21 protein-coding genes are annotated in these 24,091 nt (G+C 57.3%); 7 read left to right on the top strand and 14 right to left on the bottom strand.

The annotated features are described in order from the left end of the window. Window positions 1-11: 11 nt before the first annotated feature. The 3 genes from AC2444_RS26170 (at window position 12) to AC2444_RS26160 (ending at window position 3,484) form a co-directional block, all read left to right on the top strand. The gene (locus AC2444_RS26170; protein ID WP_487762912.1) at window positions 12-1,262 is read left to right on the top strand and encodes a cation:proton antiporter; all 1,251 of its coding nucleotides are present in this window, start codon (window positions 12-14) and stop codon (window positions 1,260-1,262) included. A 239-nt stretch (window positions 1,263-1,501) separates the two neighbouring features. Next, window positions 1,502-2,743, top strand: coding sequence for a glycosyltransferase (locus tag AC2444_RS26165; protein WP_487762911.1), 1,242 nt, complete (start codon window positions 1,502-1,504; stop codon window positions 2,741-2,743). 207 nt (window positions 2,744-2,950) lie between these two features. Beyond that, window positions 2,951-3,484: a DUF2062 domain-containing protein gene (locus AC2444_RS26160; protein ID WP_487762910.1), complete on the top strand. Its 534-nt coding sequence runs from the start codon at window positions 2,951-2,953 to the stop codon at window positions 3,482-3,484. Between the two features lie 80 nt (window positions 3,485-3,564). On the opposite strand, the gene nhaA is transcribed toward AC2444_RS26160, so the two are convergent. From nhaA to AC2444_RS26095, 13 genes are all read right to left on the bottom strand, one after another. Next, on the bottom strand, window positions 3,565-4,755 hold the full coding sequence (nhaA, locus tag AC2444_RS26155; RefSeq protein ID WP_487762909.1) for a Na+/H+ antiporter NhaA: 1,191 nt from the start codon (window positions 4,753-4,755) through the stop codon (window positions 3,565-3,567). 1,063 nt (window positions 4,756-5,818) lie between these two features. Next, on the bottom strand, window positions 5,819-6,082 hold the full coding sequence (locus AC2444_RS26150) for a cytochrome C oxidase subunit IV family protein (protein WP_128450236.1): 264 nt from the start codon (window positions 6,080-6,082) through the stop codon (window positions 5,819-5,821). Between the two features lie 2 nt (window positions 6,083-6,084). After that, window positions 6,085-6,720, bottom strand: a complete 636-nt coding sequence (locus tag AC2444_RS26145; RefSeq protein WP_012760551.1) for a cytochrome c oxidase subunit 3 — start codon at window positions 6,718-6,720, stop codon at window positions 6,085-6,087. Beyond that, on the bottom strand, window positions 6,717-8,381 hold the full coding sequence (locus tag AC2444_RS26140) for a cytochrome c oxidase subunit I (RefSeq protein ID WP_128450235.1): 1,665 nt from the start codon (window positions 8,379-8,381) through the stop codon (window positions 6,717-6,719). The genes AC2444_RS26145 and AC2444_RS26140 overlap by 4 nt, the downstream gene beginning before the upstream one ends. Further along, window positions 8,368-9,324, bottom strand: a complete 957-nt coding sequence (coxB, locus tag AC2444_RS26135; RefSeq protein WP_128450234.1) for a cytochrome c oxidase subunit II — start codon at window positions 9,322-9,324, stop codon at window positions 8,368-8,370. The genes AC2444_RS26140 and coxB overlap by 14 nt, the downstream gene beginning before the upstream one ends. Continuing rightward, the gene (locus AC2444_RS26130) at window positions 9,317-10,120 is read right to left on the bottom strand and encodes an SCO family protein (RefSeq protein WP_128450233.1); all 804 of its coding nucleotides are present in this window, start codon (window positions 10,118-10,120) and stop codon (window positions 9,317-9,319) included. Before AC2444_RS26130 ends, coxB begins: the two co-directional genes overlap by 8 nt. Continuing rightward, window positions 10,117-10,491, bottom strand: a complete 375-nt coding sequence (locus tag AC2444_RS26125; protein WP_128450232.1) for a hypothetical protein — start codon at window positions 10,489-10,491, stop codon at window positions 10,117-10,119. The genes AC2444_RS26130 and AC2444_RS26125 overlap by 4 nt, the downstream gene beginning before the upstream one ends. Next, entirely contained in the window at window positions 10,478-11,362 is an 885-nt protein-coding gene (locus AC2444_RS26120; RefSeq protein ID WP_245461312.1) for a hypothetical protein, read from the bottom strand. Before AC2444_RS26120 ends, AC2444_RS26125 begins: the two co-directional genes overlap by 14 nt. Before the next feature lie 158 nt (window positions 11,363-11,520). Next, a complete protein-coding gene (locus AC2444_RS26115; RefSeq protein WP_128450230.1) occupies window positions 11,521-12,048 on the bottom strand; it encodes a c-type cytochrome in 528 nt (175 codons plus the stop codon). Further along, window positions 12,045-12,605 (bottom strand): DUF3341 domain-containing protein, encoded by a 561-nt coding sequence (locus AC2444_RS26110; protein WP_128450229.1) that lies wholly within the window; start codon window positions 12,603-12,605, stop codon window positions 12,045-12,047. Before AC2444_RS26110 ends, AC2444_RS26115 begins: the two co-directional genes overlap by 4 nt. After that, window positions 12,598-13,935, bottom strand: coding sequence for an NrfD/PsrC family molybdoenzyme membrane anchor subunit (gene nrfD, locus AC2444_RS26105; RefSeq protein WP_128450228.1), 1,338 nt, complete (start codon window positions 13,933-13,935; stop codon window positions 12,598-12,600). The genes AC2444_RS26110 and nrfD overlap by 8 nt, the downstream gene beginning before the upstream one ends. After that, on the bottom strand, window positions 13,932-16,724 hold the full coding sequence (locus AC2444_RS26100) for a 4Fe-4S dicluster domain-containing protein (RefSeq protein WP_245461310.1): 2,793 nt from the start codon (window positions 16,722-16,724) through the stop codon (window positions 13,932-13,934). Before AC2444_RS26100 ends, nrfD begins: the two co-directional genes overlap by 4 nt. A 39-nt stretch (window positions 16,725-16,763) precedes the next feature. Further along, window positions 16,764-17,426, bottom strand: coding sequence for a cytochrome c3 family protein (locus tag AC2444_RS26095; RefSeq protein WP_128450248.1), 663 nt, complete (start codon window positions 17,424-17,426; stop codon window positions 16,764-16,766). A 663-nt stretch (window positions 17,427-18,089) separates the two neighbouring features. Between AC2444_RS26095 and AC2444_RS26090 the strand changes: the two genes are divergently transcribed. Beyond that, window positions 18,090-18,644 (top strand): SH3 domain-containing protein, encoded by a 555-nt coding sequence (locus AC2444_RS26090; RefSeq protein ID WP_128450226.1) that lies wholly within the window; start codon window positions 18,090-18,092, stop codon window positions 18,642-18,644. A 524-nt stretch (window positions 18,645-19,168) separates the two neighbouring features. On the opposite strand, the gene AC2444_RS26085 is transcribed toward AC2444_RS26090, so the two are convergent. Further along, a complete protein-coding gene (locus AC2444_RS26085) occupies window positions 19,169-19,468 on the bottom strand; it encodes a bactofilin family protein (RefSeq protein ID WP_245461309.1) in 300 nt (99 codons plus the stop codon). A gap of 1,135 nt (window positions 19,469-20,603) precedes the next feature. Here AC2444_RS26085 and AC2444_RS26080 point away from each other — a divergent pair. The 3 genes from AC2444_RS26080 (at window position 20,604) to AC2444_RS26070 (ending at window position 23,805) form a co-directional block, all read left to right on the top strand. Continuing rightward, window positions 20,604-21,098, top strand: coding sequence for an invasion associated locus B family protein (locus AC2444_RS26080; protein WP_128450222.1), 495 nt, complete (start codon window positions 20,604-20,606; stop codon window positions 21,096-21,098). Window positions 21,099-22,110: 1,012 nt separating this feature from the next. Continuing rightward, a complete protein-coding gene (locus AC2444_RS26075) occupies window positions 22,111-22,602 on the top strand; it encodes a MarR family winged helix-turn-helix transcriptional regulator (RefSeq protein ID WP_245461308.1) in 492 nt (163 codons plus the stop codon). A 90-nt stretch (window positions 22,603-22,692) separates the two neighbouring features. Beyond that, window positions 22,693-23,805 carry an AI-2E family transporter gene (locus AC2444_RS26070; protein ID WP_245461307.1) on the top strand — a complete coding sequence of 371 codons (1,113 nt, stop codon included), beginning with the start codon at window positions 22,693-22,695 and terminating at the stop codon, window positions 23,803-23,805. Window positions 23,806-24,091: the final 286 nt, after the last annotated feature.

Below are 24,091 nucleotides of genomic sequence, written 5' to 3'. Positions count from 1 at the left end.
GAAGCCCGATCTTGTCCGTCTTCGATCTCATCTCGCTGCTTCTGGTTCTCACTGCCGGGTTCTCCTGGGTCAACCATCGCTATTTCAGGCTTCCCCCCTCGATCGGGATCCTCGTGATGGGACTTGCGGCCTCATCTTTGCTCGTCCTGCTGGAGCTTTCGATTCCAGACGTTTCCATCTACGCGGATGTCGCAGCTCTTGTGCGGCGGGTCGATTTCCAAACGACCGTCATGAACGGGCTTCTCGCCTTCCTCCTGTTTGCTGGCTCGCTCCATGTCGACTTTTCCGCCCTTCGCTCACGGGTCGCGGTCGTGGGTGTGATGGCGACCATCGGCGTGCTCCTTTCAACGGTGCTCGTCGGCGTGGCGATGTGGGGCCTGGCAGCACTGCTTGGCATAGAGCTGCCATTCCTGTGGGCGCTGGTGTTCGGCGCGCTGATCAGCCCTACTGATCCCGTGGCGGTTCTTTCGACGCTCAAGGCCATCAAGGTTCCGCAAGCGCTCGAGACCGACATGGCGGGCGAGTCGCTATTCAATGACGGCGTCGGCGTCGTCGTGTTCACCGCATTGCTCGCGCTGGCGAGCGGCGGCACAGACGTCGGCGCGGCGCAGGTCGCGGAACTCTTCATCGTCGAGGCACTGGGAGGGGCAGTGATCGGCCTGCTATCAGGTTACGTCGCCTACTTGGCGATGAGGGCGATTGACGACTATCCCGTCGAAGTGTTGATTTCCATCGCGCTGGCGATGGGCTGCTATTCCCTCGCCTCCGCACTGCATATGAGCGGTCCGATCGCCGTCGTGGTCGCCGGAATCCTCGTCGGCAACCGCGGACCGAAGGACGCGCTCAGCGACGTGACGCAGCGATATCTCTTCGGCTTCTGGACGTTGGTCGACCAGATCCTGAACTCGGTGCTCTTCCTCCTTATCGGACTTGAGGTACTTGTTCTTCGCTACGAGGCGCCGATCCTGCCGCTCGCCCTTGCCGCGATACCTGTGGCGCTCGCGGCCCGCTTCGCGTCGACCATCATCCCCGTGACCTTGCTCCGCGGACAGTACGACTTCGTTCGCGGGACCGTGATCGTTCTCGTCTGGGGAGGTCTCAGGGGCGGCATATCGATCGCCTTGGCGCTGTCCCTTCCGGAAACGCCTTTCAGGGCGGCTCTGCTTGCCGCCACTTATGCCGTCGTGATCTTCACGATCGTGGTTCAGGGACTGACGTTGGGGAAAGTCGCCAGCCGCTCGTTGCGACCGTCCGGCCCTTGACTGTAAAGAACAACAGTAGCTTGAGTGGACGACGAAATGAATATCAGTAAGAAGCGGCTTTTCTTCGTAGTCGGAGTCCTGGCCCTCCTCGCAGTAGCACAGGTTGCGATCGTAGGCGCGGGGGCGATGGGATGGTTCGGCTCGTAGCGAGATGGCTGTTCAGGAAGATCGCCACCGAGCCGCACGGTGACACTGGCAACATCGGCTATTGAACCAGGCGGAAGCGAGGTGACGGCGCAATGAGGGTAGCCATTCATGCGCTCGGCACGCGCGGAGACGTTCAACCCTATATCGCTCTGGCATTGGGATTGATCGAGCGAGGACATCGAGTACAGCTCGCTGCTCCGGTTCAGTTCGAGAGCATGGTGCAAGACCACGGCATCGCATTTGCCCCCCTGCCTGGAGAGTTTCTCGCTCTTCTCGATACTCCGCAAGGAAAGGCGGCGATCGCCGGCAGCAAGGGCTTCAGTGCGGGTTTGAAGCTGCTAAAGTACGTCCGTCCGATGATGCGAACCCTGCTAGACGCGGAATGGAAAGCAGCGCAGGCCTTCAACCCCGACATCTTCGTGCATCATCCGAAGGCAATCGCGGTGCCACACATGGCGGAGGCGCTTCAGTGCCCATTTATTCTGGCCTCGCCCCTGCCTGGCTTTACGCCGACCGCCACTTTTCCCAGCCCGATGTTGCCTTTCAGAGATCTGGGCTGGTTCAACCGGATCAGCCATATCGCGGCGATCAGGGGCGCGGAACTTCTGTTCGGCACGTTGCTCTCGACCTGGAGGGTGGAACAGCTTGGTCTGGCGCGACGCAGGACGCCAGCTATCGCTTCGAATGGCACGCTCTACGCCTATAGTCGCCATGTCGTGCCGGTCCCTCCGGACTGGGGCAGTGACGTGCTGGTAAGTGGCTACTGGTTTCTCGACAGCAAGAACTGGCGACCTCCAGACGATTTGGCAGCATTCCTCGCGGAAGGGAAGCCGCCAATCTACGTTGGCTTCGGAAGCATGCCGGGCGTCGATCCGGGCCGAATGACAGCCACTGTTGTCGAGGCCCTCGCAAGGCAGGGCAAGCGGGGTATCTTGGCTTTGGGAGGCGGTGCTCTGGCCGCGGACCATAAATCCGGTCATGTCCACGTCGTCCGCGACGCCCCCCACGACTGGTTGTTTCCCGAGGTGAGCGCGGTCATCCACCACGGCGGCGCCGGAACGACCGCGGCCGCTCTTCGGGCCGGCAAGCCTATGATCATTTGCCCATTTTTCGGCGATCAACCGTTCTGGGCAAGGCGTGTAACAGACCTCGGCGTCGGACTGTCACTCGATCGCAGAGCATTGACCGTCGAGAGCCTGACAGATGCACTCGCAGCCATGGACGATCCACATATGCGACGCCAGGCAGATGCCCTTGGCTCTAGGATTCGGGACGAAGATGGGGTTGCGAACGCAGTCGGTTTCATCGAGGCTGCTGCGGACAAACTGCATTGAGGCCCATGAATTCGCGCTACCCAGTCGAGAGGCCATTCGTGCCAAGCGGGCAAAATCGGGAGAAGGCGATAAACTACCGCGATGCCGCAATGTGCGTACGCGAAAGATATGCTCGCCTGCAAAGATCGATGGCTTGCATTTCATGCGCGGTGTTCTCGATATATCTATCGATTGAGATTGAGCGCTCACGCAGCGGAAGGTCAATGAATGCTGTTTAGGAGACGGAAGCCGCTCTCACTGGCTCAGCGGATCCGTGCCGTCGTTTGGCCATCCAAGGGGCTATTGCGGTCCATCCGGTACATTGCCATTCGAGTGCTTCGATTGAAGGCTACTCCTCATGCAGTTGCGGCTGGCGTTGCAGCAGGGGTGGCCGTGTCCTGTACCCCCTTTCTCGGCTTTCATTTCATAATGGCATTTTGTCTGGCCTTCATCCTCAGAGGCAATATGATCGCGGCCGCGCTCGGGACGGCGTTTGGGAACCCTCTTACCTTTCCGCTGATCTTTGCTGCCGCCTACCGGATCGGAATCTTTCTTTTGGGTCGCGCGCCCGAGAGGGTGGGTGAAGCCAATCTGTTCACCCTGCTCCGGCACCTCGATTTTGCACCGCTTTGGCATCCCATTCTAAAGCCGATACTTGTCGGCGGCCTTCCGCTCGCCGCGCTATCCGGTGCAGTCTTTTATGTATTGACATGGCAAGGCGTTCGCCTGTTCCAGCAGCGAGGAAAGCGGCGGAAATCGTAAGATCCAAAAGAGGCGGCGGCGCGAAGACCCTCCGAAGAACTTGATGTCCACGAGTGCCGTCGCCGCGAACTCGTGGATGACTACGACCGGCTGCTTTTCCGCCGGCTCGCCATCAGAACCGCGGATCCGGCCACGCCAGAGATCGCCGAACCGAGCAGAATGCCGATCTTGACCTTGTCCTGTACGGCTGGGTCATCGAAAGCGAGAAGACCGATAAAGAGACTCATTGTGAAGCCGATGCCGCAAAGAAGCGCGACACCGGTCATCTGCGTCCAGTTCGCCATTGCCGGAAGCTGCGCAAAACGTAGCTTGACCAGGAGACCAACGACGGAGAGAACCCCAACCAACTTGCCAGCAAACAGTCCGGCGGCGACGCCAATTGTATGAGGGTCTCCCAAACTCGAGATGGACGTGCCGCGAAGGGAAACGCCGGCGTTGGCCAAGCCAAAGAGTGGGACGATGATGAATGCCACTGGTCGATGAAGCAGGTGTTCGAGCCGGTGCAGCGGAGATTCTTCGTCGCCAGCCTCCGGAGCGCCGGGAGAAAGCTTAATCGGTATCGTCAAGGCCAGCAGCACGCCAGCAAGCGTGGCGTGGATCCCGGAGGTGAACATCAGCACCCACAAGGCGACGCCAAGGCCGAGATAAAGCGTCAGCGTCTTCACGCCGGCTCGGTTCATGAAAAACAGCAGGGCAAGAACCGCGGCGGCTCCGGCAAGGGCCAGGAGGTTGAGACCGTTTGTATAGAAGAGTGCGATGACGAGGACGGCGCCGAGGTCGTCGATAATGGCAAGCGCCGCCAGAAAGATTTTCAGGGACGCCGGAACCCGGTTGCCAAAGAGCGACAGCACTCCGAGCGCGAAGGCAATGTCTGTGGCCGTCGGGATCGCCCAACCGCGGAGGCTAGCTGGCGTCCCGGCATTGAAAGCCAGATAGACGAGGGCTGGAGCGAGCATTCCTCCGGCCGCGGCGGCACCGGGAAGAATTCGCCTGCTCCAGGTCGAGAGCTGGCCATCGAGCATTTCGCGCTTGATCTCCAGACCCACGAGCAGGAAGAACACGGCCATCAGGGCGTCATTGATCCAGTGCTGCAAGCTCAGTGGCCCGAGGTAAAGATGGAGGGCATGAAAATATGCCTCCGCCAGCGGCGAGTTCGCCACCGCAAGGGCCATCGCCGCGGCAGCCATCAAAACGATGCCGCCGGAGGCCTCGTTGTCAAGATATCCGCGGAGAGTGGATTGAATGCGGCCAGTCGCGATCGGCAAGGACATGGTTTCGCGCTCCCTTCTGGAAGGTTGATCTTTGTCTCCGTCGATTTCGGGGAAGCCCGCGGCGCACGCAGCACACGCCATCCGGCGAGGAATAACGAAATGCTAGACGATTATCTAGACGCCCTCGTGCGATATTTCCATGTCTCTCACCACCTACAAACCCTGCCTCGATAAGCAATTATCGGTCGCGCCAATAGAAATTAGTCGTCCGTGTGCAGAAGATCGCTCCACCGGTGCAGGTCACAACGGGAGATGGAACTGTAAAAGCGCGCGTTGTCATGCCTGTCTGCGGTTGCTCCCGCGCCGGCGCAGATCGGTAAAAAAAGCCCGCTCCAGCGGGGGAAGCCAAGGAGCGAGCCAGATGCCCTTAGCGTTCAAACGCCTCAGGAGAGCTCCCCACAATATACGCCCGCTCATGCGAATGTAGATTGTTCGGCAGATCGAGTATGCAGAACTCACAGCTCGTCCGATCTCTCAGCCGCACCTTCATCGCGACTCCAACTGACCAAGGTGCGCCCCCGCCCGCTCCGAGCCAAGTAGCGCGGCTCCATGAAGCTTTCGTCTCGATCAGGGAACCTATGGGTTGCGACAGTTCGTTGAAAGCAGCTTCCGATTACACCGAGGGCGCTCCAAATTTCCAACTTGGTTTTCATATTTTGGCGCGCACAACGACTGCATCGGCTCTGCCCTGTTCCTCATCGTTTATTTCCGCTAAGGCGACCGGCGACCGATGCGAAAAAAAGTCGCAAGGGCATGCGTCCCCAGAAAAACACGCTATTTGCTGTCAGGTGGCTCAGGGAACCCTCCACTATGGAAGTGGTTGCACGATGGGCGATATGCTGGCCGAATGGCTGGCTCGGACGAGATCATTCTGGAGGTCTCCTTCCGAGCCAGCTCAGGGCCTGGGTCGAATTAACGTGTGTGGCGCCGGGAAGATGGGGTTCCCATTTACGGCGCTAAAACCGGAAAAGACTGATTGTGGCCGAAGGATGAAATGGATGGCCCCTTCGGGTGGATTAGGCTACCTGAAGTGGATTCCGCGGCACGAAAGCTTATTCGGCACTCAGCGGGTTAAGTAATCGAAACTAGTCATTGAGAACAGGATCGCCAGCCAGGCGACCGCGCCCAAAGCCGAGAGCCTTGCCAGAGCGGGCTGCTCATCCAGATGCATGTAGCGCCAGGCCACGAAGGCGCTTTTGGCCACAGCGATACCTAATGCAACAACAAGTCCGATTGCTCCGGAAAGCACCGTGCTTGAGATCATTGTCAGTCCAAGCAATACGAGCAAGAGGCCCCAGACGGTTAGGATCGAGAATTCCTTTGTCATCGCTACCTCGCCAGATAAAGGAGTGGATAGAGGAAGATCCAGACGACATCGACGAAGTGCCAGTAAATCCCGCAGACCACCATGATGATGCTGCGCTGAGGCAAAGCTAGCTTTTGGGACAATGTTCCAATGAGGATACCGGCCATGATCAATAGGCCGAGCGACAAGTGAACTGCATGAAGTCCCGTGGAAATCAGATAAAGATCCATGAATAGGCGGTGGCTTGGCTCAGTCAATGCTGCGCCGCTTCCGGATACCGGCAGCAGACCCTCTTGATATTCCACCCGATATTCATAAGCCTTCAGACCAAGGAATCCTAAACCCAGGATAGCGGCCAACGCCACGAACCATGCTGTACGCTTTTCCCGACCGCGCTTGGCGCATTCCACCGCCATCGCCATCGCAGCGCTGGATGTCAATAAAACGGCGGTATTGACGCCAGCCAGCAGCCAATGCATCGTCTTCGACGCAACCACAACCTGCTCCGGATGCTCCAGCCGCAGCCAGGCGATCGTCAGGAAAATACCGCCGAACAGCAAGGTTTCGGTGCCGATGAAGATGTAGACCCCCATCATCACCGCTTCAACCTGGCGGTTAGGATCGTCATAAGGAACCCTCACGCGGGTGATTTCGGTCATTGTTCGCCCTCCCGCTCCACCGGATAATCGTAAGGGGGGCCGCTAACGACCGGCAGATGGTCGAAGTTGTGCTTCGGCGGCGGCGATGGCACCGTCCACTCCAGTCCACGTGCATCCCAAGGGTTATCACCCGCAGGTTGGCCATAACGCATGGAATAGAACAGGTAGACGAAGGGCGTTAGATAGGCGAACCCAAGAATGGTCGCTCCGGCAGACGACAGTACGTGCAGGGTCTGGAACTCGGGCGGGTACACATGGTAGCGCCGTGGCATGCCCCAGTAACCCAACAGGAACTGCGGGAAAAAAGTCATGTTGAATCCAAGAAAAATGAAAATGGCAGTAATACTGCCCCAGATGTGGTTGTAGCGGCGGCCGATGATCTTCGGCCACCAATAGTGCAGGGCGCCGAAGAAGGCGGATACGGTACCGCCAACCATAATGTAGTGAAAATGCGCCACCACGAAATAGGTGTCGTGGACGTGGAGGTCGATAGGCAGCATGGCGAGCATGAGCCCAGTCAATCCGCCGACAACGAACAGACCGATGAAGCCCATGGCAAAGAGAAACGGCGGATCGAGGCCAATGTGGCCCTTATAGAGGGTTGCGGTCCAATTATAGACCTTGATGCCTGACGGAACCGCGACGGCCAAGCTCAGTAATGAGAACGCGGCGCTGGCGTACATCGACTGGCCGGAAACGAACATGTGATGCCCCCAGACAAGGAAGCCAATTGCGGCGATCGCCATGGAGGACCCAGCCACGAACTGATAACCAAACACGGGTTTGCGGGCGGCAGCAGCTATCAGCTCGCTGACTACCCCGAGTGCCGGGAGCACCATGATATAGACCGCAGGATGGCTGTAGAACCAGAACAGGTGCTGGTAAAGCAGAGGATCGCCACCCAGAGCAGGATCGAAGACGCCGAGGTGGAAAAAGCGTTCAGCGACGATCAGCACCAGCGTGACCGACAAAACAGGCGTCGCCAGGACAAGAACGAGCGATGTCGCGTAATGCGACCAGACAAAGAGCGGCAGACGACCCCAGGTCATACCCGGGCATCGAAGCTTGTGGATCGTGACGATGAAGTTCAGCCCGGTTAGAATGGACGAGAACCCGGCGATGAAAACCGCCGTCGCTGCAAGAACAACGTTTCCGTTCGAAAACATGGAGGAGAGCGGCGTGTAGAATGTCCATCCGGTATCGACGCCGCCGGTGACCACCACAATCAATGTGAACAAGCCAGCCAGTACAAAGATATACCAGCTCAGGAGATTGAGGCGCGGGAACGCAAGGTCGCGCGCGCCGATCATCAGCGGGATCAGGAAATTGCCAAACGTGTTCGGAATAGACGGAATGAGGAAGAACCAGACCATGATCACGCCGTGGAGGGTGAAGGCACGATTGTAGCCCTCATTGGTCAGCAAATCTCCCTGCGGTGTCAGGAGATCCGCGCGCACAAGAGCAGCGGCGACGCCGCCGATGAAGAAGAAGAATGTAATTGCGATGAGATAAAGAATCGCGACACGCTTATGGTCCGTCGATAGAAGCCATGAGCGCAGACTGTGGCCTGCCCTCAAATAGCTGACGCGTTCCTCCCGAGTCTGGGAAAGCCCCTCTCGATGGAGATTGGTGTTTAAGTGCGTTGCATCATTGCGTGGCATCGGCCGCGCCCCCTGTTCCAATCGACTTGATGTAGGCGACGAGCTTCAGTACCTCCTCTTCCGAAAGGATGTTCTGGAACGTCGGCATGATCGGCGGATACCCGGCGGCGAGCTGCTTCTGCGGCAGCAGAATGCTGTCGCGGATGTACTGATCATCCGCCTTCACGGTCGTCCCGTCTGAGAGGGGCACCGGGCTACCGTAGACGCCATCGAGCTTCGGTGCGTGCACGCTTGCCGAGGGATCATGACAGCCGCTACAGCCGTGACTGCGAAAGAGCGCCGCGCCTGCAGCCGCCAAAGTTTGGTCGACGGAAAAACGGCTCAGCCACCGGCTATACTGCGCCTGTGTGGTGACGATAATCTGGCCGCCCATTTCGGAATGATCAGTGCCGCAGAACTCGGCACAGGTTAGACGGAAAGTCCCGACCTTGTCCGGCGTGAACCACATCACCGTATAACGGCCCGGAACCACATCCTGCTTCAGACGTAGGGCGGGGACGAAGAGGCTATGGATAACGTCTTGCGAGGCCATGGTAAGCTTGACCGGCTGGTCTACTGGTACATGAAGCTCGTTGATCTCACCCTGCCCTTCAGGATGCTGAAATTTCCACATCCACTGCTTGGCGACGACGTCGATATCGAGCGCATTCGCCGGCGGGAAATAGCGTGTAGCGAAAAGTGCTGTCGACCAGCCGAAAAAACCGAGAAGGCATAAGAAAGGCAGGATAGACCATGACAATTCCAGCCGAAGATCTCGTTTCGGCGGATGAACGCGATTGGCTGGTTTGCCACGGCGATACTTAATGGCAAAGACGATGATAAGGATGAAGACAGGCCCCGCCATGGCGAGGATGAGCGCGGAAAAAGCGATAGCGAAGATGTCGACCTGCTGGCTGTAGGTGGAGCTTTCGACCGGCATCAGAAACGCAAACAGGTCAGCCATCACGCTCCACCTCCTTCCGCCGCTCGCGCATCACGGAAAGGCCAAGCCATCCTAGCAATAGTGCGGCCGTCACGCCGGCGAAGATACGCAACGCGTCCCAGATGATTGGGGAATACTGACCGGTCGTAGGATCGTAATGGTAGCAGAGAAGAAGGAGCTGGTTTGCCCATGAACCTATCTGCCCCTGCCCCGCTTCCGTTAGCGCCAGCTTGAGGTCGTCCGGCGTCGGCGCCAGTCCGTACAACCAGTGGCTAAGATGACCCGCCGGCGTCACCACTGCAGTGGCAGCGACATGGGCATATTGGCCGATTTCAGGGTCCCAGGCGTAGCGATAGCCGAGTGCCTGGGTCACCCCTGCGATGGCTTTCCTGCTGCCGGTCAAGGCATGAACTTTAAGTGCAAGATTGGGATAGCGCTTTCGAAGTTCCACCATCGATTGCTGAGCGTCACTTGGTGTTTCCGCCGGATCGATGCTCATTGCGACGACGGTAAAATCCTCTTCGGGTTGGTAGGGCTGGCTGCGAATAGCGTCCATGAGGCCGGAAAGGGTTACGCCGCAGATGTTGGGGCATCGGTGAAGGAGAGGAACAAGCAGCATCGGCCGCCCGCGAGCAAGGCTGTCGAGGCTGACGTCGCGGCCCGTTTCATCAACAAAACTGCTCGACAGGGGAATCTTTGCATCGGGATGTTGATCTATGCCGGCCTGCTTGAAGGGATCGAAAGCCTGCGCCGAAATCGGTCCAAGGATCAGGCTTACGACCATAGGCGTCAGGACGCCTTTGAGCAAACCCGTCATGGTTGGGCTCCCTCCTTGCTGGCGGGTCCGAGGTCCGGCCACCCCTGCTGTGCCAGGAGCTTCATGGCTTCATCGATCGGAATATGCGCGGAACTGCGAGCCTCGTCATTCCAACCTGCCTGTGCGAGGCGTTCGACCGCCTCGGATTCGATACGGTGATTATCAGCTTGCGGATCGACTTCGAGCCTCACGCCAAGACGAAGCTCACCCTGCTGGGGCACCTGGCTTGCAGGCTTTGCCCAAGCGAGGACTGCCGTGGCAACTGCCACGCAGGCGATCATGAGTATAAAAACGAGCAAAAGCGCAAAGAGGATTCGCCGGGGGGCGACGTCTCTGGTCTCGACTGCAGGAAGATGTTCAAGTGCTTTCATGAGCGTCTCGTTCCTGACGTCGGGCGGTTTCGCGACCAGCTGATCCGATGCCGAAGGCCACCAAGGCCATGCCTGCGCTGGCCGCTGCATAGGATGACCATGCCCAGGCGGGTCGGTCCAGTTCCGGGAGCACGAGCCAGCCAATCTCCAGGAATGTGCCGGCCAACGTGAGCCCCGCAAAAAAGATGAGCCAACGCCCATTCTGTCGGACCGGCGGGAAGAGCAGCAGAAGCGCCGGCACCAGTCTCAGCGTGAGCAGGATCAGGACCAGCCAATACCAGGCGCCTTCGGAGCGGCGCGCAAACCAGGCGGCCCGTGCGGGAAGGTTGCCCGACCAGAGAATAAAATATTGCATGAAATCGAAATAGGCCCAGCACAGCAGAAACGTCAGAAACAATGAACCAAGGAGAGATCGCTCGCTGGCAGCGGGTGACGACCGCAAGCACCGGATGAGGACGATTGCAGCGAACGCAGTTAGCGTCTGTATGGCGAGGAAATAGAGCCCGAAACCCGACGAGTGAAATTTAGGATCGAGGGAAAGCACAAGATCGGTGGCGAAGAAGCCATCCAGGAGAACGAAGAAGACGAGGCCGCCAATTGCCAAAGCCCTGTGCTGCCCTCGTGAAAGATGGAATGCGATCCAAACGCCTCCCCCGACGAAGACCACCAATCTTGCCGCAAGACCCAGAGGCGTCAGATAATCGGCCTGGAAACCGGAAAGACCCTCACCTGAATACCAGGGAAAGATGGTCTTCATGCCAAGAAGGACAGGAAGAACGAAAAGCGCCAGCACCGGTATAAGCCCCGCAAGCAAGCTAGCCGGCGGCCTAATTACCGTACGCCAGAAGCCGGGAACGACGTCGGCGAGCATCAAGAAAAACAGCCCGCCGAGAACAGGCGCGCTTTGGAGAACGAAGGCAGCAAGCCAGCCGGTAAGCGCCTCGCGAGGAGCAGCGAACGAAGCAGCGAAGACAAGCGCCAGTGCGACAGATCCCAGCCCCAGCTGCGGATCCAAGATGATCCGCGTTTTCATGGCTTCGCGACCTTTCCCTCTACCTGCACCCCAGCCAAGGTGGCCGGAGGAGCATTCTGGCTGAGTTGCAGAGCCTTGACGTAAGCAGCAATCGCCCAGCGGTCACGCGGGTCCACCCGGTCGGCATAGGAATACATGACGCCACGCCCATGGGTGATGACGTCTACGACATAGCCGCTGGAAGCATCTCTCAGCCTCTTGGTGTGAAAGCTCGGCGGATGGGGAAACCCGCGGGAGGGGATCCGGCCGTTTCCATACCCAGCTGGATCATGGCAGGGCGTGCAATAAATCATATAGCGCTGCTGGCCACGCTTCAGCAGCGCGAGCGACATTGGCGGCTTGTCTTCCACTGCATTGCGGTAAGCATCGTCATCCCGGGAAATTGCGCCATCTGGCGGCGCTTGCAAGGACTTCCCATCTTCAAAAAGGCCGCTCTTCTCGTAAGAATCATAGCGCGGCTGATGATCCATATTATCGCATGACGACAGCAGCAGGATGGCGGCGCCGAACAGCATCCATTTCATTCCGGCTCCTCCGTCTGGCCCACGATGAAAAGCATCACCGGATTCAGCGAACGCAGGAACTCTGCCGTCGCCTCTACGTCAAAACGCGGGTCGTTTCCGAACACGATCAGAAAGAACCGGTCAGTGCTGACGAGGTTAAACCTGTCAATGTCAAACACCGGGTGGTGCAACCGGGGTAGCCGATTGAGAAGAAGCATTCCCAATACGGCGGCCAGCACAGCAAAGAGCACGCAGGTTTCGAAGGTAATCAGCAGGAAAGGCTGCCATGCAAAAAGCGGGCGTCCTCCGATATCGATCGGAAAATCCCAATTGGTGTAGATCTGCATTGCATAGCCTGCAGCCGCGCCGAAACCGCCGCCCAGAAGTGTGATCCAAGGTACGCGGTTGTCTTCTACGTCCAGGGCCGCGGACAGGCCTGGAAGGGGAAATGGCGAGTAGGCATCCAGCGAGCAGAAGCCTTCTGCGCGGGTCCTTCCTGCTGCCTCGACTAACCTCTCGGCCGCGTCGAATTCCACAAGGATACCGAATGGCTCAATGTCTGCGCTGGGTTCACGCATGGTCCAAGCTCCCCGTTTCCTCATAGGCCTCCTTGACTTCGAAGGCAGAGATGACCGGAAGGAAGCGGACAAACAGGAGATAGGGCGCGAAGAACACGCCCAACATCCCGACGAAAAGCAACCATTCCCAAAAACTGGGATGATATTCGCCATAGGACGAGACAAGCCAGTCGCGGTAAAGCGCGCTGGTCAGCAGCATGAAACGTTCATACCACATGCCGACTGTGACTGAGAGCGCGACCAGAAAGATTACAATGGGCGATCTGCGGCCAGACCGGAACCACAGAAGCTGCAGCGGCACGAAATTCAAAACCACAGCGCCCCAATAGCTATAGGAATAAGCGCCCGCGATCCGGTCGCGCAGGGTTTCCACTTCCTGCACGTCGCTCGAATACAGCGCATTGAAAATTTCGGCGAGGTAGCCGTAGGCGGTCATCAGACCGGTCACCAGCAGGAAGACCGCTAGGAGATCGAGGTGGCGCGCGCGAACGAGTTGGTCGAGGCCGAGAGGATGGCGGATCACCGTAGCGATCATGATAACGACCGCGAAGCCGGAAAAAGCCGCGCCCATGACAAAGTAAGGTGGAAACACGGTTGAATTCCAGCCGGGAATCGGACCTGCGGCGAAAAGAAGGGAGATCTCCGAATGGACGGAGATCACTAGGGGCACGGCAATCGCGGCGGTCAGTCGATAGGCCTGCTGCCATTTTGCCCAGTGTCGCGCGGAGCCTCGCCAGCCAAGCGCAAAGAGACCATAAAAAACCTGCTTGCGCCTCGTTTTTGCCCGGTCGCGCACCGAGGCAAGATCCGGGATAATACCGATGTACCAAAATAGCACCGAGACGGTCAGATAGGTGAGCACGGCGAAAAAGTCCCAGGTCAGCGGGCTCTTGAACTGCGGCCAGATCTGCATCGCGTTAGGATAAGGGGCCATCCAGTAGAACAACCAAGGCCGCCCAAGATGAAGGATCGGATAGAGCCCAGCGCATAACACGGCGAAAAGTGTCATCGCCTCGGCAAACCGATTGAGTGAATTGCGCCAGTGGGCGTTGACAATCAACAGCAGTGCGGAAATCAGAGTGCCTGCATGTCCAATCCCGAGGAACCACACATAGTTGGAAATCGCCAGTCCCCAATTGACGGGAATGTTGTTTCCCCAGACGCCGACACCGCGCCAAAACAGAACGGCAACCGCGACGACGAAACAGCCTAGCAGCAGAAGCGAAACTGCAAAGAGCAGCCACCAGGCGCGCGGGCGCGGGAAATCAAGCGGGATTGACACGATCTCTCTTGTGATTTCCTGATCGGGATCTGCAAGGCGATCGGTCATGTTTTCCCATCCTCCTCCGCCAGATCGGGGCCGATGCGCGCGAGGTAGGTGGTGCGAGGCCTGGTATTGGCTTCCTCCAGGAGTACATAATCTCTCGACTGATCCTTTTTGCGGCTGACGGCTGAGTTGGGATCGGCAATATTCCCGAAGACGATAGCTTCGGACGGGCAGGCTTGCTGGCAGGCTGTTACCACCTCACCTTCCCCAATCTGCCTTCCCTCCTTGTCAGCCGTAATGCGCGCTTGCGCGATGCGCTGGACGCAATAGGTGCATTTTTCCATAACGCCGCGGCTGCGTACCGTCACATCCGGGTTGCGCATCGCTTGCACAGACTGAGGATCGTCAGCTGTAAAATCGAACCAGTTGAAGCGTCGCACCTTGTAGGGGCAGAAGGACGAACAGGTTCGTGTGCCAATGCAACGGTTGTAAACCTGCAGGTTCAATCCATCCGTGCTGTGGACAGCGGCATTAACAGGACACCCCATCTCGCATGGCGCCAGCTCGCAGTGCATGCAGGGAACTGGCTGGAAGCGCGAAGAGGGCTCCTCGCCACTCTCGGCGAAATAATGATCAACCCGCATCCAGTGCATTTCGCGGCCTTCAGCAACGAGGTCACGCCCCACCACTGGAATATTGTTCTCTGCCTGGCATGCGGTGATGCAGGCATTGCAGCCGATGCAAAGATCGAGATCGATCGCCATGCCCCAGCTGGGGTCGGGCATCGGCTTTTCGGGATAGAAGGATGGCTGATCGGATTTCGGTTCAACTTGCTTTTTCGCCGTTATCACGCGGGAAAAATCATGCTCACCCATGTCGTGATCCGGCTGGGTCGTGGCAATTTTCCGCCGAACGCCAGTCTTGGCGAGTTTTGCACCCCTTACCTCCCACGCGGCATCCAGGGTTAGGATGGGCCCAACGTTGTACCCGGCGCCGCTCGAAATTCCGCCGAGCACCGTTCGGCCATAGCCCATGGTCAGGCTGATGGTATCGGGGTCCTGCCCCTTGGCGATCCATGCGGCCCCCGTGATCGCGGCCTCACCAACCGAGAGAGTGACTTCATCGCCATCAAGAATGGCCTCACGGTGCGCAAGCTCCGGCGAAATCTGGATGACATTGTCCCAGACAATCTTGCTCAAGGGGCGTGGCGTCTCCTGCATCCACGCATTTTCCGAGAAGCTTCCGTCCCAGACGCTCGGATCCGGTCGAACAAGGACAGTCGGTTGTGGGCCTTGCGGTGGAGGAAGTGGAAGGCTTCGATCTTGTATCGGAGGTGAAATCGGAGAAGGTTTGGAACCTGGTACAATGCCCTTCAAAAGCGCTTCGCGCCACCTGCTGTTGAAATCGTCACCCCAGCGCACGCGCCATGTGTCTTCGACCAGCGTTCGTTCAGCGATTTGCCCGCCCATCAGGCGATCAAGCACCGCATGCTGGGAACGCACGTCAAAGAACGGCCGGACAAGCGGCTGCAGGATGCATATTGAACCATCTACGGCAACTGCATCGCTCCAGGATTCCAGATCGTGCTGGAGCGGCACATGCCAGTTTGCTGCTTGCGCAGTTTCATCGACATGAAGACCTGCATGAACAACGAGCGGAACCTTCCGGACTAGATCGGCAAATGCGAGCCGCCCGGGCGCAGCATAGACGGGATTGGAACCGAGGCAGACGAGCGTCGTGACTTCACCCGCTTCGATTCTTTGCGCCATCAGCCGCCAAGCTTGCTCCGGATCTCCCTTCAGCAGCGGCGGTTGATCAATATAACCAATCGTACTGCCAATATTGCCAAGCTGCTCATTGATGAGAATAGCCAGACGCTGGAGGCGCTCCGGTTGATAGTCTCCGACAGTGACGAGCGAACGTCCCCTTGCGGAAAGCAATGCCGCTCTGGCGGAAGTCAGCCAGTCCTGTGCCGCCGGTGACAGGTCATCGGTTGCATTTACCTCCAGCCCAACTCCGGCTGCGAGCGCGCACATGAGCGGGTCTAGCGCCTGCGGCGCGACGCCTAGCCGACGGTCGGAAATGGCGCCTGTGGCACTCGGAACCGGTTCAGCGACGAACAGCAGAGATCGCCCCTGTCCGCTCTGCCGTCGCTGCCGGGATCTGCCGAACAGCACTCCATTCCTTGTTTGAAAAGGTCCAGCACCCAGGAAATCATCGTCAAAGCTGACAATCACCTCAGCTGCGTCGTATCGCGGCTGAGGAACAAGGGAGCGACCGAAAAGAGCCTGTGCCGCCTTGGATGAGGCTCCAGGTCGCGCGGGATCAATGCCGAGAATCAGAGCTTGCGGCCAACGCGCTTTCAAGTCGTCGAGTTGGCGTCCAAGCGTGATCGAAGTGGAGGCGCCGATCACAAGACACAGCCCACGCCCCTTTTGACCGTCAAGGCGCGCAGCATTATCAACCATCGCGCCTTCAAAGGCGTCCCACGTACTGAGTTTGCCTTGTTGCAGTGGTGAGCGCGAGCGGTTCGGATCATAAAGGTTCAGCAGCGCCGCCTGGGTAAAGGAATCCGACTTCCCGGCGGATGCTGGATGATCCGGATTTCCTTCAAGCTTGACCGGACGGCCGGTGAAGGTCTTGCCGATAACCGGTTGCGCGTACCCGCACAAAGTAACGGAGGTCGCATACCATTTTGCTATACCAGGTACGACGTTTTCCGGCTGCACGACATAGGGAAGAGCAGCCTCGTCTTCTTCGCCTTTGCAGCCGACCAGGCCGGCCATTGCCAGCGACGCGCCCATTAGTTTCAGGAGCGTTCGGCGGTCGACGCTCGTCTCGCCGATCGGCAAGCGAGGATCTGGTCGTCTTGGATCACGCGCGTTCATTCTCTACCTATGGCAAGTATGACATTCCGTAAGCGTTTGTGGATGACGCGACTTGACGTCATGTTTCAGCTTATCCACCTCTCCCACTGAAGATGGGCTCGGCTTCCATTCCGTCCAGTCCATTCGTGTTACCTCTTCTGGCGGCCGAAGCTGCGGTGTCGGGTTGCGATGGCAGTCGAGGCACCACCCCATTTGGAAAGGATGCGCCGCAGCAAGAAGCGGCATCTCGTCTACCCGTCCATGACAGGTAACGCAGGGAACGCCTTTGGCGACGTGGGCGGAGTGGTTAAAGTAGACATAGTCCGGCAGGCGCGAGACACGTTGCCAAGGAATGGGTTGACCGTTAGCAAGACTATTCCGTACCGGCGCCAGCGCGTCAGCGTTTGTCCAGATTTGCGAATGGCAACTCATGCAGATGTGGGTCGGAGGCAGTCCCGCCCTGCTGCTGACTTCGACAGAGGTGTGACAATAGCGGCAGTCCAGCCCAAGTCCCCCGACATGATGCTGGTGGCTGAATGGCACAGGCTGATCGAGCGCCCAGCCGACTTTGAACCCCGCTCCCTCCATTGCGTAAGCTCCCAGCAAGGTAAACATGAAAACGAGAAAGGCGGCTAAGACCAGAGCTCGCAAGCGTGTGTCAGCTGAAGCAGTGAATACTTGAACCACTTCGCGCCCCTGCTCAGCACGTGGTTGGCAATGACCTGGCACATCCGCCCGCTTCCGAACGTCAATGCCCATGTTTAGTTCCCAAGCACATTCCGACCGGAAGAAGTTCGCAATTGGCCTTCTGACGAGGATGCCAGCGCCCAGGGCTACACACGCTCCATATTAAGTGCCAAACCATTAAATCAAGGGGCACAAATGCTTCCTTGAATCTCGAGGACATCGTTTGGCTGACCAACCCCGCACCGCGATTTGGCTCTGAGCAGGCAAGGCATCGTGGCTCCGGCTCGCCAAAAAATTCTAGATGCGCTCTGGAACCTCACAACCGTCCATTCCTATGACCCGGCTGCACCGCTCGTTCACAATTGACAACATTGCGATTTTATAAAATATCATAGAATGACATAAACGGGAGTGGGAGATGAGAAAATTGCCTTTCCACGAGCAATATTCAGTATCGCTGTGCAATCACGTTGCCGACATTCCTGCGTCTCCGTTGCAACAATCTGCGCGATGCGGTGAGGTGAGAATCAATTGGCTGATGTAAACCGGTTGGCCAGCGCTCTGATGAGTTCCTATCGCGCACGCTCGATCTAATGATAGAGCGATCCAGACCCTCGCAGGCAACGCAGTTCAAGGCCTACGACGCATTTCCCGGGAAGACCGATGCTGCTTGGCAAGATACTCCTGAAATACCTGCTGTCCGGCGCCGCGATTGTATCATTTCACAGTGTTTCAAACGCAGCACCTTCCGCACCGGCATCGTCAGCTTGGATGAAAAAGGGACGCGAAACCGGCCTTCCCATTCCACGATTCGTATCACTGAAGACCACCCGGGCGCGTATGCGGATCGGGCCGGCTTTCGAATACGCCGTCAAATGGCTTTACCAGGCACCCGGTTTGCCATTGGAGATCACTGAAGAATATGGAAGCTGGCGACAGGTTCGCGACAGCGATGGCGTCTCCGGCTGGATGCACCGGTCGCTGCTCTCCAGCAATCGCACGGCCGTCATCGGTCCGTGGCTCAAAGAGACGACAGCGCTGAGAGCCCAAGCACGGCAGAACAGTTTCCCGAAAGCCGAACTCGAACCCCGGGTGCGCGTTCAGATCCTTTCATGCACGCTTTCGTGGTGCAATGTGGCCCTGAACAAGGATCATATTAGCGGCTTCGTCGAGAAGTCCGCTCTCTGGGGTGTTTACCCTCAAGAGGTCGTGAATTGAATGCATTCGAGTAAGAAGGGCAGAGCGACGACTAAAAGCCCGTGCTATCTTCGCCGCTATCGATAGGGAGCCGACGGCATGCCAATGTCGTCCACTGCAATGGCAGTCCACTCGGGAGCCTGGCCAGTCGGGTACAAATGTTTGCGACGTCCGACACCTTGTAGTCGGTGCGCGCTTTTGCTCCTAGCGAAGCGCTCTCGACAGCTTCCCTCTTAGGAATGTCATCTCCTCTTGGACGATTGTATCATCGGCGCCCAAGGCGGCTCGCCAGACCCGATTGCCGAAAGAAACCGAAAGCCTACGGAGACCGTCGCGCTCTTCCGGCCTAGTCTCCATCGTGACGGAAATCAACTGCAGCTTTCGATATCTGCGATAGTCCGAAATCGAAAGGCCGAATCGTTCTGCAACGACCGCGTCGTTCAAAGTCGGTTCGCTGTGAGACACGCTTAAAACCCTCTTCCTTCCTCAAGGACGCTGACCCGTGATGAAAATCGTCCACAAAAAATCGGCTGTGAAGTCGGCGGCTATTGCGTTTTCGATTTAGCCTCAGACAAGGATTGGGTGGGCTTCAGTTCATCCCAATCATCGACCGCGCCAACGACGCCGCTGAAAAAAACATCGCCGCCTTTATTGATCAGCGCACCTCGGACGATCCCGTGCACAATTGCGACGGCTCCGGGTTCAACGACCAAATCGTGCTCGACGACACCATAAAGTTCGAAACTGCGGCCACGAGGGACGGTGACGGTGCCGGCAATTGTGCCAAAGAAACGAACATCCCGCTCAAAGGCTATTGAGCCGTCTATCTTGATGTCCAGATCCACCACTTCAGTTCCTTTCGTCAATGGGGAAGCTCGACAATAGCGACTACGGCCTTTGCGCCCGAAAACTGTGCTTATGATCTAGGTCCGCGATCACAGACACTCACCGACTCATCCTTCAATGCACGGGCTTCAGACGTCCCTTGGCAAAAATTCGATAATGACAGCGAGTGACTCAACTCGATCGCGGACCTCCTCCCAATTACGTTCATTATATATCATGGCGTGATACAAATAAAGAAGAAAATTTTATGGCATCAGGTTTGCGGACTTCGAGCCCTGGCGCCATAGCCTCTAGCGCCTTGCAGCAATGGGCCGATAACCCCTTGCGCATGGATGAACATGGTCGCGAAGGAAATGTCGCAGCACAAGATCCCCATCGGTGTCCTGGCTCTCTCCAGCTTTGGGAGCACCCGAGAGTTGAACAATGCGCTGGATATGATCTCTACGATGTCGAAGGCACGGCCAACGCGCTTGCCAGACCATTCAGTCGAAGAACGCCACGAACGAGGATGATCTGCTTGAATATGATGTATCACTGGTGCGATGGCTCAGGGAGATTTGGCAATGCACGCGCGTTAGGGTAGCCACCGGCGGTGAGCGCTCTTGGACCGCGTTTCGATACATCGACGGGAACCCGCAGGTTTGGCAATGCGTTAGGCCAACTCGGGTTCAGCAACGGATCGGTCGATGACAGGGAAAATATACCTCTGCAGTTTGCCGGCTATAATTTGTCTCTCACTTGCCGCCGATGCAGGGCCGGGACCAGTTGCGAATGCAGACCCCAAGCTTGATGCCATTCGCCAAGCCGACGATGCCAACGTCGGCAAACCTGTTTATATCACCGACGTGTCGGGAAAACGCGTCCGGCTTGTCGGTCCCCGCTTTTATCCGGATCCAGCACGCCGCCTACCCCTTCGCGGCCGATCGTCGACCCTGCACGCCCTTGCTGCCGAGCGGCACTGAGGTACTGCCAGAACATTTTGAGGATGCTGCACTAGTAGAGTCGTCGTGATTTGGCTCAGAAAAACAGCCGTCATTAAGATATCGGTAATCTCGAGCTTTTTGAATGTTTGGGTATGCCGCCGGTCTTCGCAAGGCCAGCACCTCTCAACATTGTCATCGGGAAATTTACCTTATGAAGCGATTGATGTTCGCCCTTATTCTCACCCATTTCTCAGTGGCTACGGCCAATGCTCAGCCAGTCATGCTCAAACAATTCGGCGACTGGGGCGCCTACTCCTATCGTGACGGTACAAAGACCCTCTGCTACATTTTGACCAAGCCGGTTACGTCGGAGCCCCCAAATGTCGACCACGGCAAGAATTATTTTATTGTCGGTCCCGGCCCTGATCCTCTGATAAAATATGAGCCGCAGGCACAAATGGGCTATCAATTGAAAGGCGATTCAAGGATCAAACTCGACATCGGAGATAAAACCTTTTGGCTGTTCAGCAGGGGAAATCGCGCCTGGATGCAAAATGAAACTCGCGAGCCGGAATTGGTCGGTGCGATGCGAGCAGGCAGTGACATGGTTTTGAGTGCAACGTCCAAGCGTGGGACGGCAACGCGATACAGCTTTTCTCTCAGCGGCGTCACCGCAGCATTGAAGCGTATCGCCCAATGTCAGTGAGCTAGTTGCTATACTCCCATGCTACGGCCAGACCAAGGTCGTCAAATGTTGTTTGATTGCGAGTATGGGGCGTTGCGGACGAAGGCCCATCCCTGCCAAGTGCGGCGTCGGCGACTGGCATGCCGCCGCCGCTTAGAGCTTTTGCATACAGGTGAGCTTTTACAGCTCATCAGTGGCTGCGTGGCATTCGCTTCATTGTCGTTCGCAGGACGTCTCGTTGTTAGGGTGGGGCGGCGGGCCAGGCGAAACAAACCATTCCACTGCTGCAATACCAATACATCGTATTTTTTGAAGCAGCGTCCGGAGTCGGCACTGACTCGGCAATCCCTCTGCGGAGGTCCGCAGCAAGCAGAGGAGAATGCGGGGCCACTACTCCTCGACCAATGTCATTATTTGTCTTTCGTTTAATATATGACTCGCCACCGCCAACGGGCCGAAATGGCGCATCATCGACACAAGCAAACAGCAAACTGCCAAAGTGGCACACAGGGAAAATAGGAATATTTTGAGGCTTCGGTTGAGTAGCCGAGACCTGTGTCTCAAGCCCGAGATATCGTCCATCAAGTGCCGTCCCCCAATCGCCCGTTGCTCAAAGATATGCCGGGGAAATCGAGTTTTTGCAACTCGAATTGCGGTTCAATTTAGGAGCCCACTCCTGGGATATCGCGGGCGAATGAAGCGCGCCAAGAAATCAGGAAGAAATAAAGGCCGTCGAAAGACCTGAATAAAAGCCCTTAAGGATGCCAATTTCGATCGCGCGGATTGGCCTGTGGTCGCAATAGTCTCGCGGTATGATTGCGACAGCAAAGCGACGCTCTCATTTGACTGGACTGGCGGCGAGCGATTGTGAGACTTTGTCGGTTGCCGAAGGCACTACATTCGCAATCGGTTGTCCAACAGATGCCGCTTTTTGTTGCCAAAGATCCGCAGAGGTCGCGGGCGCATTGCAATACGACCCAGCTGCGCGCTCGCGAACGTCCTCCTATGTAGACGAGACAAGATATATCACGTTATGATGAAAATCAAGGATTCGAAGATGTCAGCAGTCAGGAGTGTAGCGGTTACCGACGAGGGCTCTCAACTTCCGCAAGGAGTTTTCGAAAGCCTTGCCGGCATTAGGCTTGCCATGCGCCGCTTCCTGGCTTTTAGCGAAGCGCTGCTTTCGCAATGGGATGTGACCTCCCAGCAATACCAAGCAATGTTGGCGATAAAGGCTAGCGCCTCTGGCCAGATGATGGTCCGTGAGCTTGCTGACATCATGCTCCTGCAGCATCACGGCGCGGTTCAGCTTGCAGACAGGCTAGCAGCCGCGGGACTGGTAGTGCGCGTCCCGTCGTCGGAAGATAAACGCAGTGTGCTGATCGCCCTGACATCCGCTGGAGACGAACTTCTTACCTCGTTGGCAAAGGTCCATATGCACGGAATGCTCGCCAACGAACCCCTTCTGGTCGAATCGCTGGCGCGTCTCGGCCGACTTGCGGAGCTTGGCTCGGGACTTGTTTAGTTCCAGGGCCGCATTGGCGATCTAGATCGAGGAACTCTTCTTGAGGTCACGCCGTTCCGGGTTTGACCTTGCGAGTGGAGGACCAATCCGTTGGACCATTTTCGTCGTGGCGAACGAACACCGGAGAACGAGGCGAAGGCTTTGTTCGCATTTGGGACGGCGCTTCCGCGATGGGCAGGTATTGGCCTCTTCATCTATGCATCCATATTTTTTCTCAGCTTTGCCAGAGAATTCCTCGTCCCGATCGTGCTCTCCTTTCTGCTTGCCCTGGTTTTTAGCCCGATCAGACGCTTTCTCGATGAAAGGGGTATGCCGTCGGTTACCACATCCCTGATCATCGTCGGGGCGCTGATAGCGGCGCTTGCCATCATTCTAGGTGCAATAATCGTGCCGGTGAGCGGCTATGTCGAAAGTTTGCCCAGGATAGAGCAAGCCATTCAGGAAAAGCTCGCAGGGATGTCGCAGGCGCTATCAGGACTGTTCGAGGCCAGCAGACGACTGACAGACTTTTTGAGGAGCCATGCCGCAAATGTTCAGCAGGTCGAGTTGCGTGGAAACGGACTGATCACAAGCGCTGCGCTTTTTGTTCCGGCGCTGATCGCGCAGACGCTATTTACGCTGGTTTTGTTGTTGTTTCTTCTGGCGTCGGGAGACATTCTTCACGAGAAACTGGTTGAAATCTTGCCAACGGTGCAAGACAAAAACCGGGCCGTCGAGATTTCGCACGATATCGAGCGTAAACTTTCGCGTTACCTGTTGACCATCACGACGATCAATGTGTGTCTCGGTGGCGTTATCGCGGCTCTCCTTTGGCTGAGCGGGATGCCTAACCCGTTGCTGTTTGGAGTGCTCGCGTTCATATGCAATTTCGTTCCTTATCTTGGACCTCTGGTAAGCATGACGGCCGCCTGCGCCGTCGCCCTGATTTCGTCGAGCGGCGTTGGGTTTGCAGTCGCGATCGCATCGCTTTATCTCTTGGTCATGACGATCGAAGGCCAGATCATAACACCCTACTTTATCGGCAGGCGACTGCGGTTGAATACGGTGGTGGTTTTCGTGGCAATTTCTTTCTGGGCTTGGCTGTGGTCCATTGTCGGCATGCTGGTGGCGGTACCGCTCCTAGTCACGGTTAGCGTTTTTTGTGAGCACGTCGAAAGCCTGCGCGGCCTTGGCAACTTGTTGTCCGCAAGGAATGACCGATAAACGCGCTCGGAGCGCAAGCATGGCTGGGGTGGATATCCAGGTGCTATTTGTCCAACTCCGCTGCAAGGAATTGAGGCGGGAATTAACACTGATTCAGCCTCACGAAATTTTGAACTTGGGGACCGCTTTCGCAGCCGTTGGAATTCCAGTCGCTGCAGGCGCACATTTTCTTGCCGGATCCGCAACCCGTAGCATCGACCAAGGCCGACGATCGCACATACTTTGCAATAACGCCGGGAACGCACATGGAACAAGCTGGCCACAACCGCCTTTGCTCTTACAAGCT

This window comes from Rhizobium sp. WSM1328 (genome assembly GCF_057653715.1).
Note: the sequence above shows the minus strand (reverse complement) of the source record. Positions and strands in the feature narration are given on the sequence as shown.

Coding starts and splice junctions, on each gene's coding strand:
- AC2444_RS26165 (WP_487762911.1), top strand. CDS start 1,502: ATGAGGGTAGCCATTCATGCGCTCGGCACGCGCGGAGACGTTCAACCC.
- AC2444_RS26160 (WP_487762910.1), top strand. CDS start 2,951: ATGCTGTTTAGGAGACGGAAGCCGCTCTCACTGGCTCAGCGGATCCGT.
- nhaA (WP_487762909.1), bottom strand. CDS start 4,755: ATGTCCTTGCCGATCGCGACTGGCCGCATTCAATCCACTCTCCGCGGA.
- AC2444_RS26150 (WP_128450236.1), bottom strand. CDS start 6,082: ATGACAAAGGAATTCTCGATCCTAACCGTCTGGGGCCTCTTGCTCGTA.
- AC2444_RS26145 (WP_012760551.1), bottom strand. CDS start 6,720: ATGACCGAAATCACCCGCGTGAGGGTTCCTTATGACGATCCTAACCGC.
- AC2444_RS26140 (WP_128450235.1), bottom strand. CDS start 8,381: ATGCCACGCAATGATGCAACGCACTTAAACACCAATCTCCATCGAGAG.
- coxB (WP_128450234.1), bottom strand. CDS start 9,324: ATGGCTGACCTGTTTGCGTTTCTGATGCCGGTCGAAAGCTCCACCTAC.
- AC2444_RS26130 (WP_128450233.1), bottom strand. CDS start 10,120: ATGACGGGTTTGCTCAAAGGCGTCCTGACGCCTATGGTCGTAAGCCTG.
- AC2444_RS26125 (WP_128450232.1), bottom strand. CDS start 10,491: ATGAAAGCACTTGAACATCTTCCTGCAGTCGAGACCAGAGACGTCGCC.
- AC2444_RS26120 (WP_245461312.1), bottom strand. CDS start 11,362: ATGCTCGCCGACGTCGTTCCCGGCTTCTGGCGTACGGTAATTAGGCCG.
- AC2444_RS26115 (WP_128450230.1), bottom strand. CDS start 12,048: ATGAAATGGATGCTGTTCGGCGCCGCCATCCTGCTGCTGTCGTCATGC.
- AC2444_RS26110 (WP_128450229.1), bottom strand. CDS start 12,605: ATGCGTGAACCCAGCGCAGACATTGAGCCATTCGGTATCCTTGTGGAA.
- nrfD (WP_128450228.1), bottom strand. CDS start 13,935: ATGACCGATCGCCTTGCAGATCCCGATCAGGAAATCACAAGAGAGATC.
- AC2444_RS26090 (WP_128450226.1), top strand. CDS start 18,090: ATGCTGCTTGGCAAGATACTCCTGAAATACCTGCTGTCCGGCGCCGCG.
- AC2444_RS26080 (WP_128450222.1), top strand. CDS start 20,604: ATGAAGCGATTGATGTTCGCCCTTATTCTCACCCATTTCTCAGTGGCT.
- AC2444_RS26075 (WP_245461308.1), top strand. CDS start 22,111: ATGATGAAAATCAAGGATTCGAAGATGTCAGCAGTCAGGAGTGTAGCG.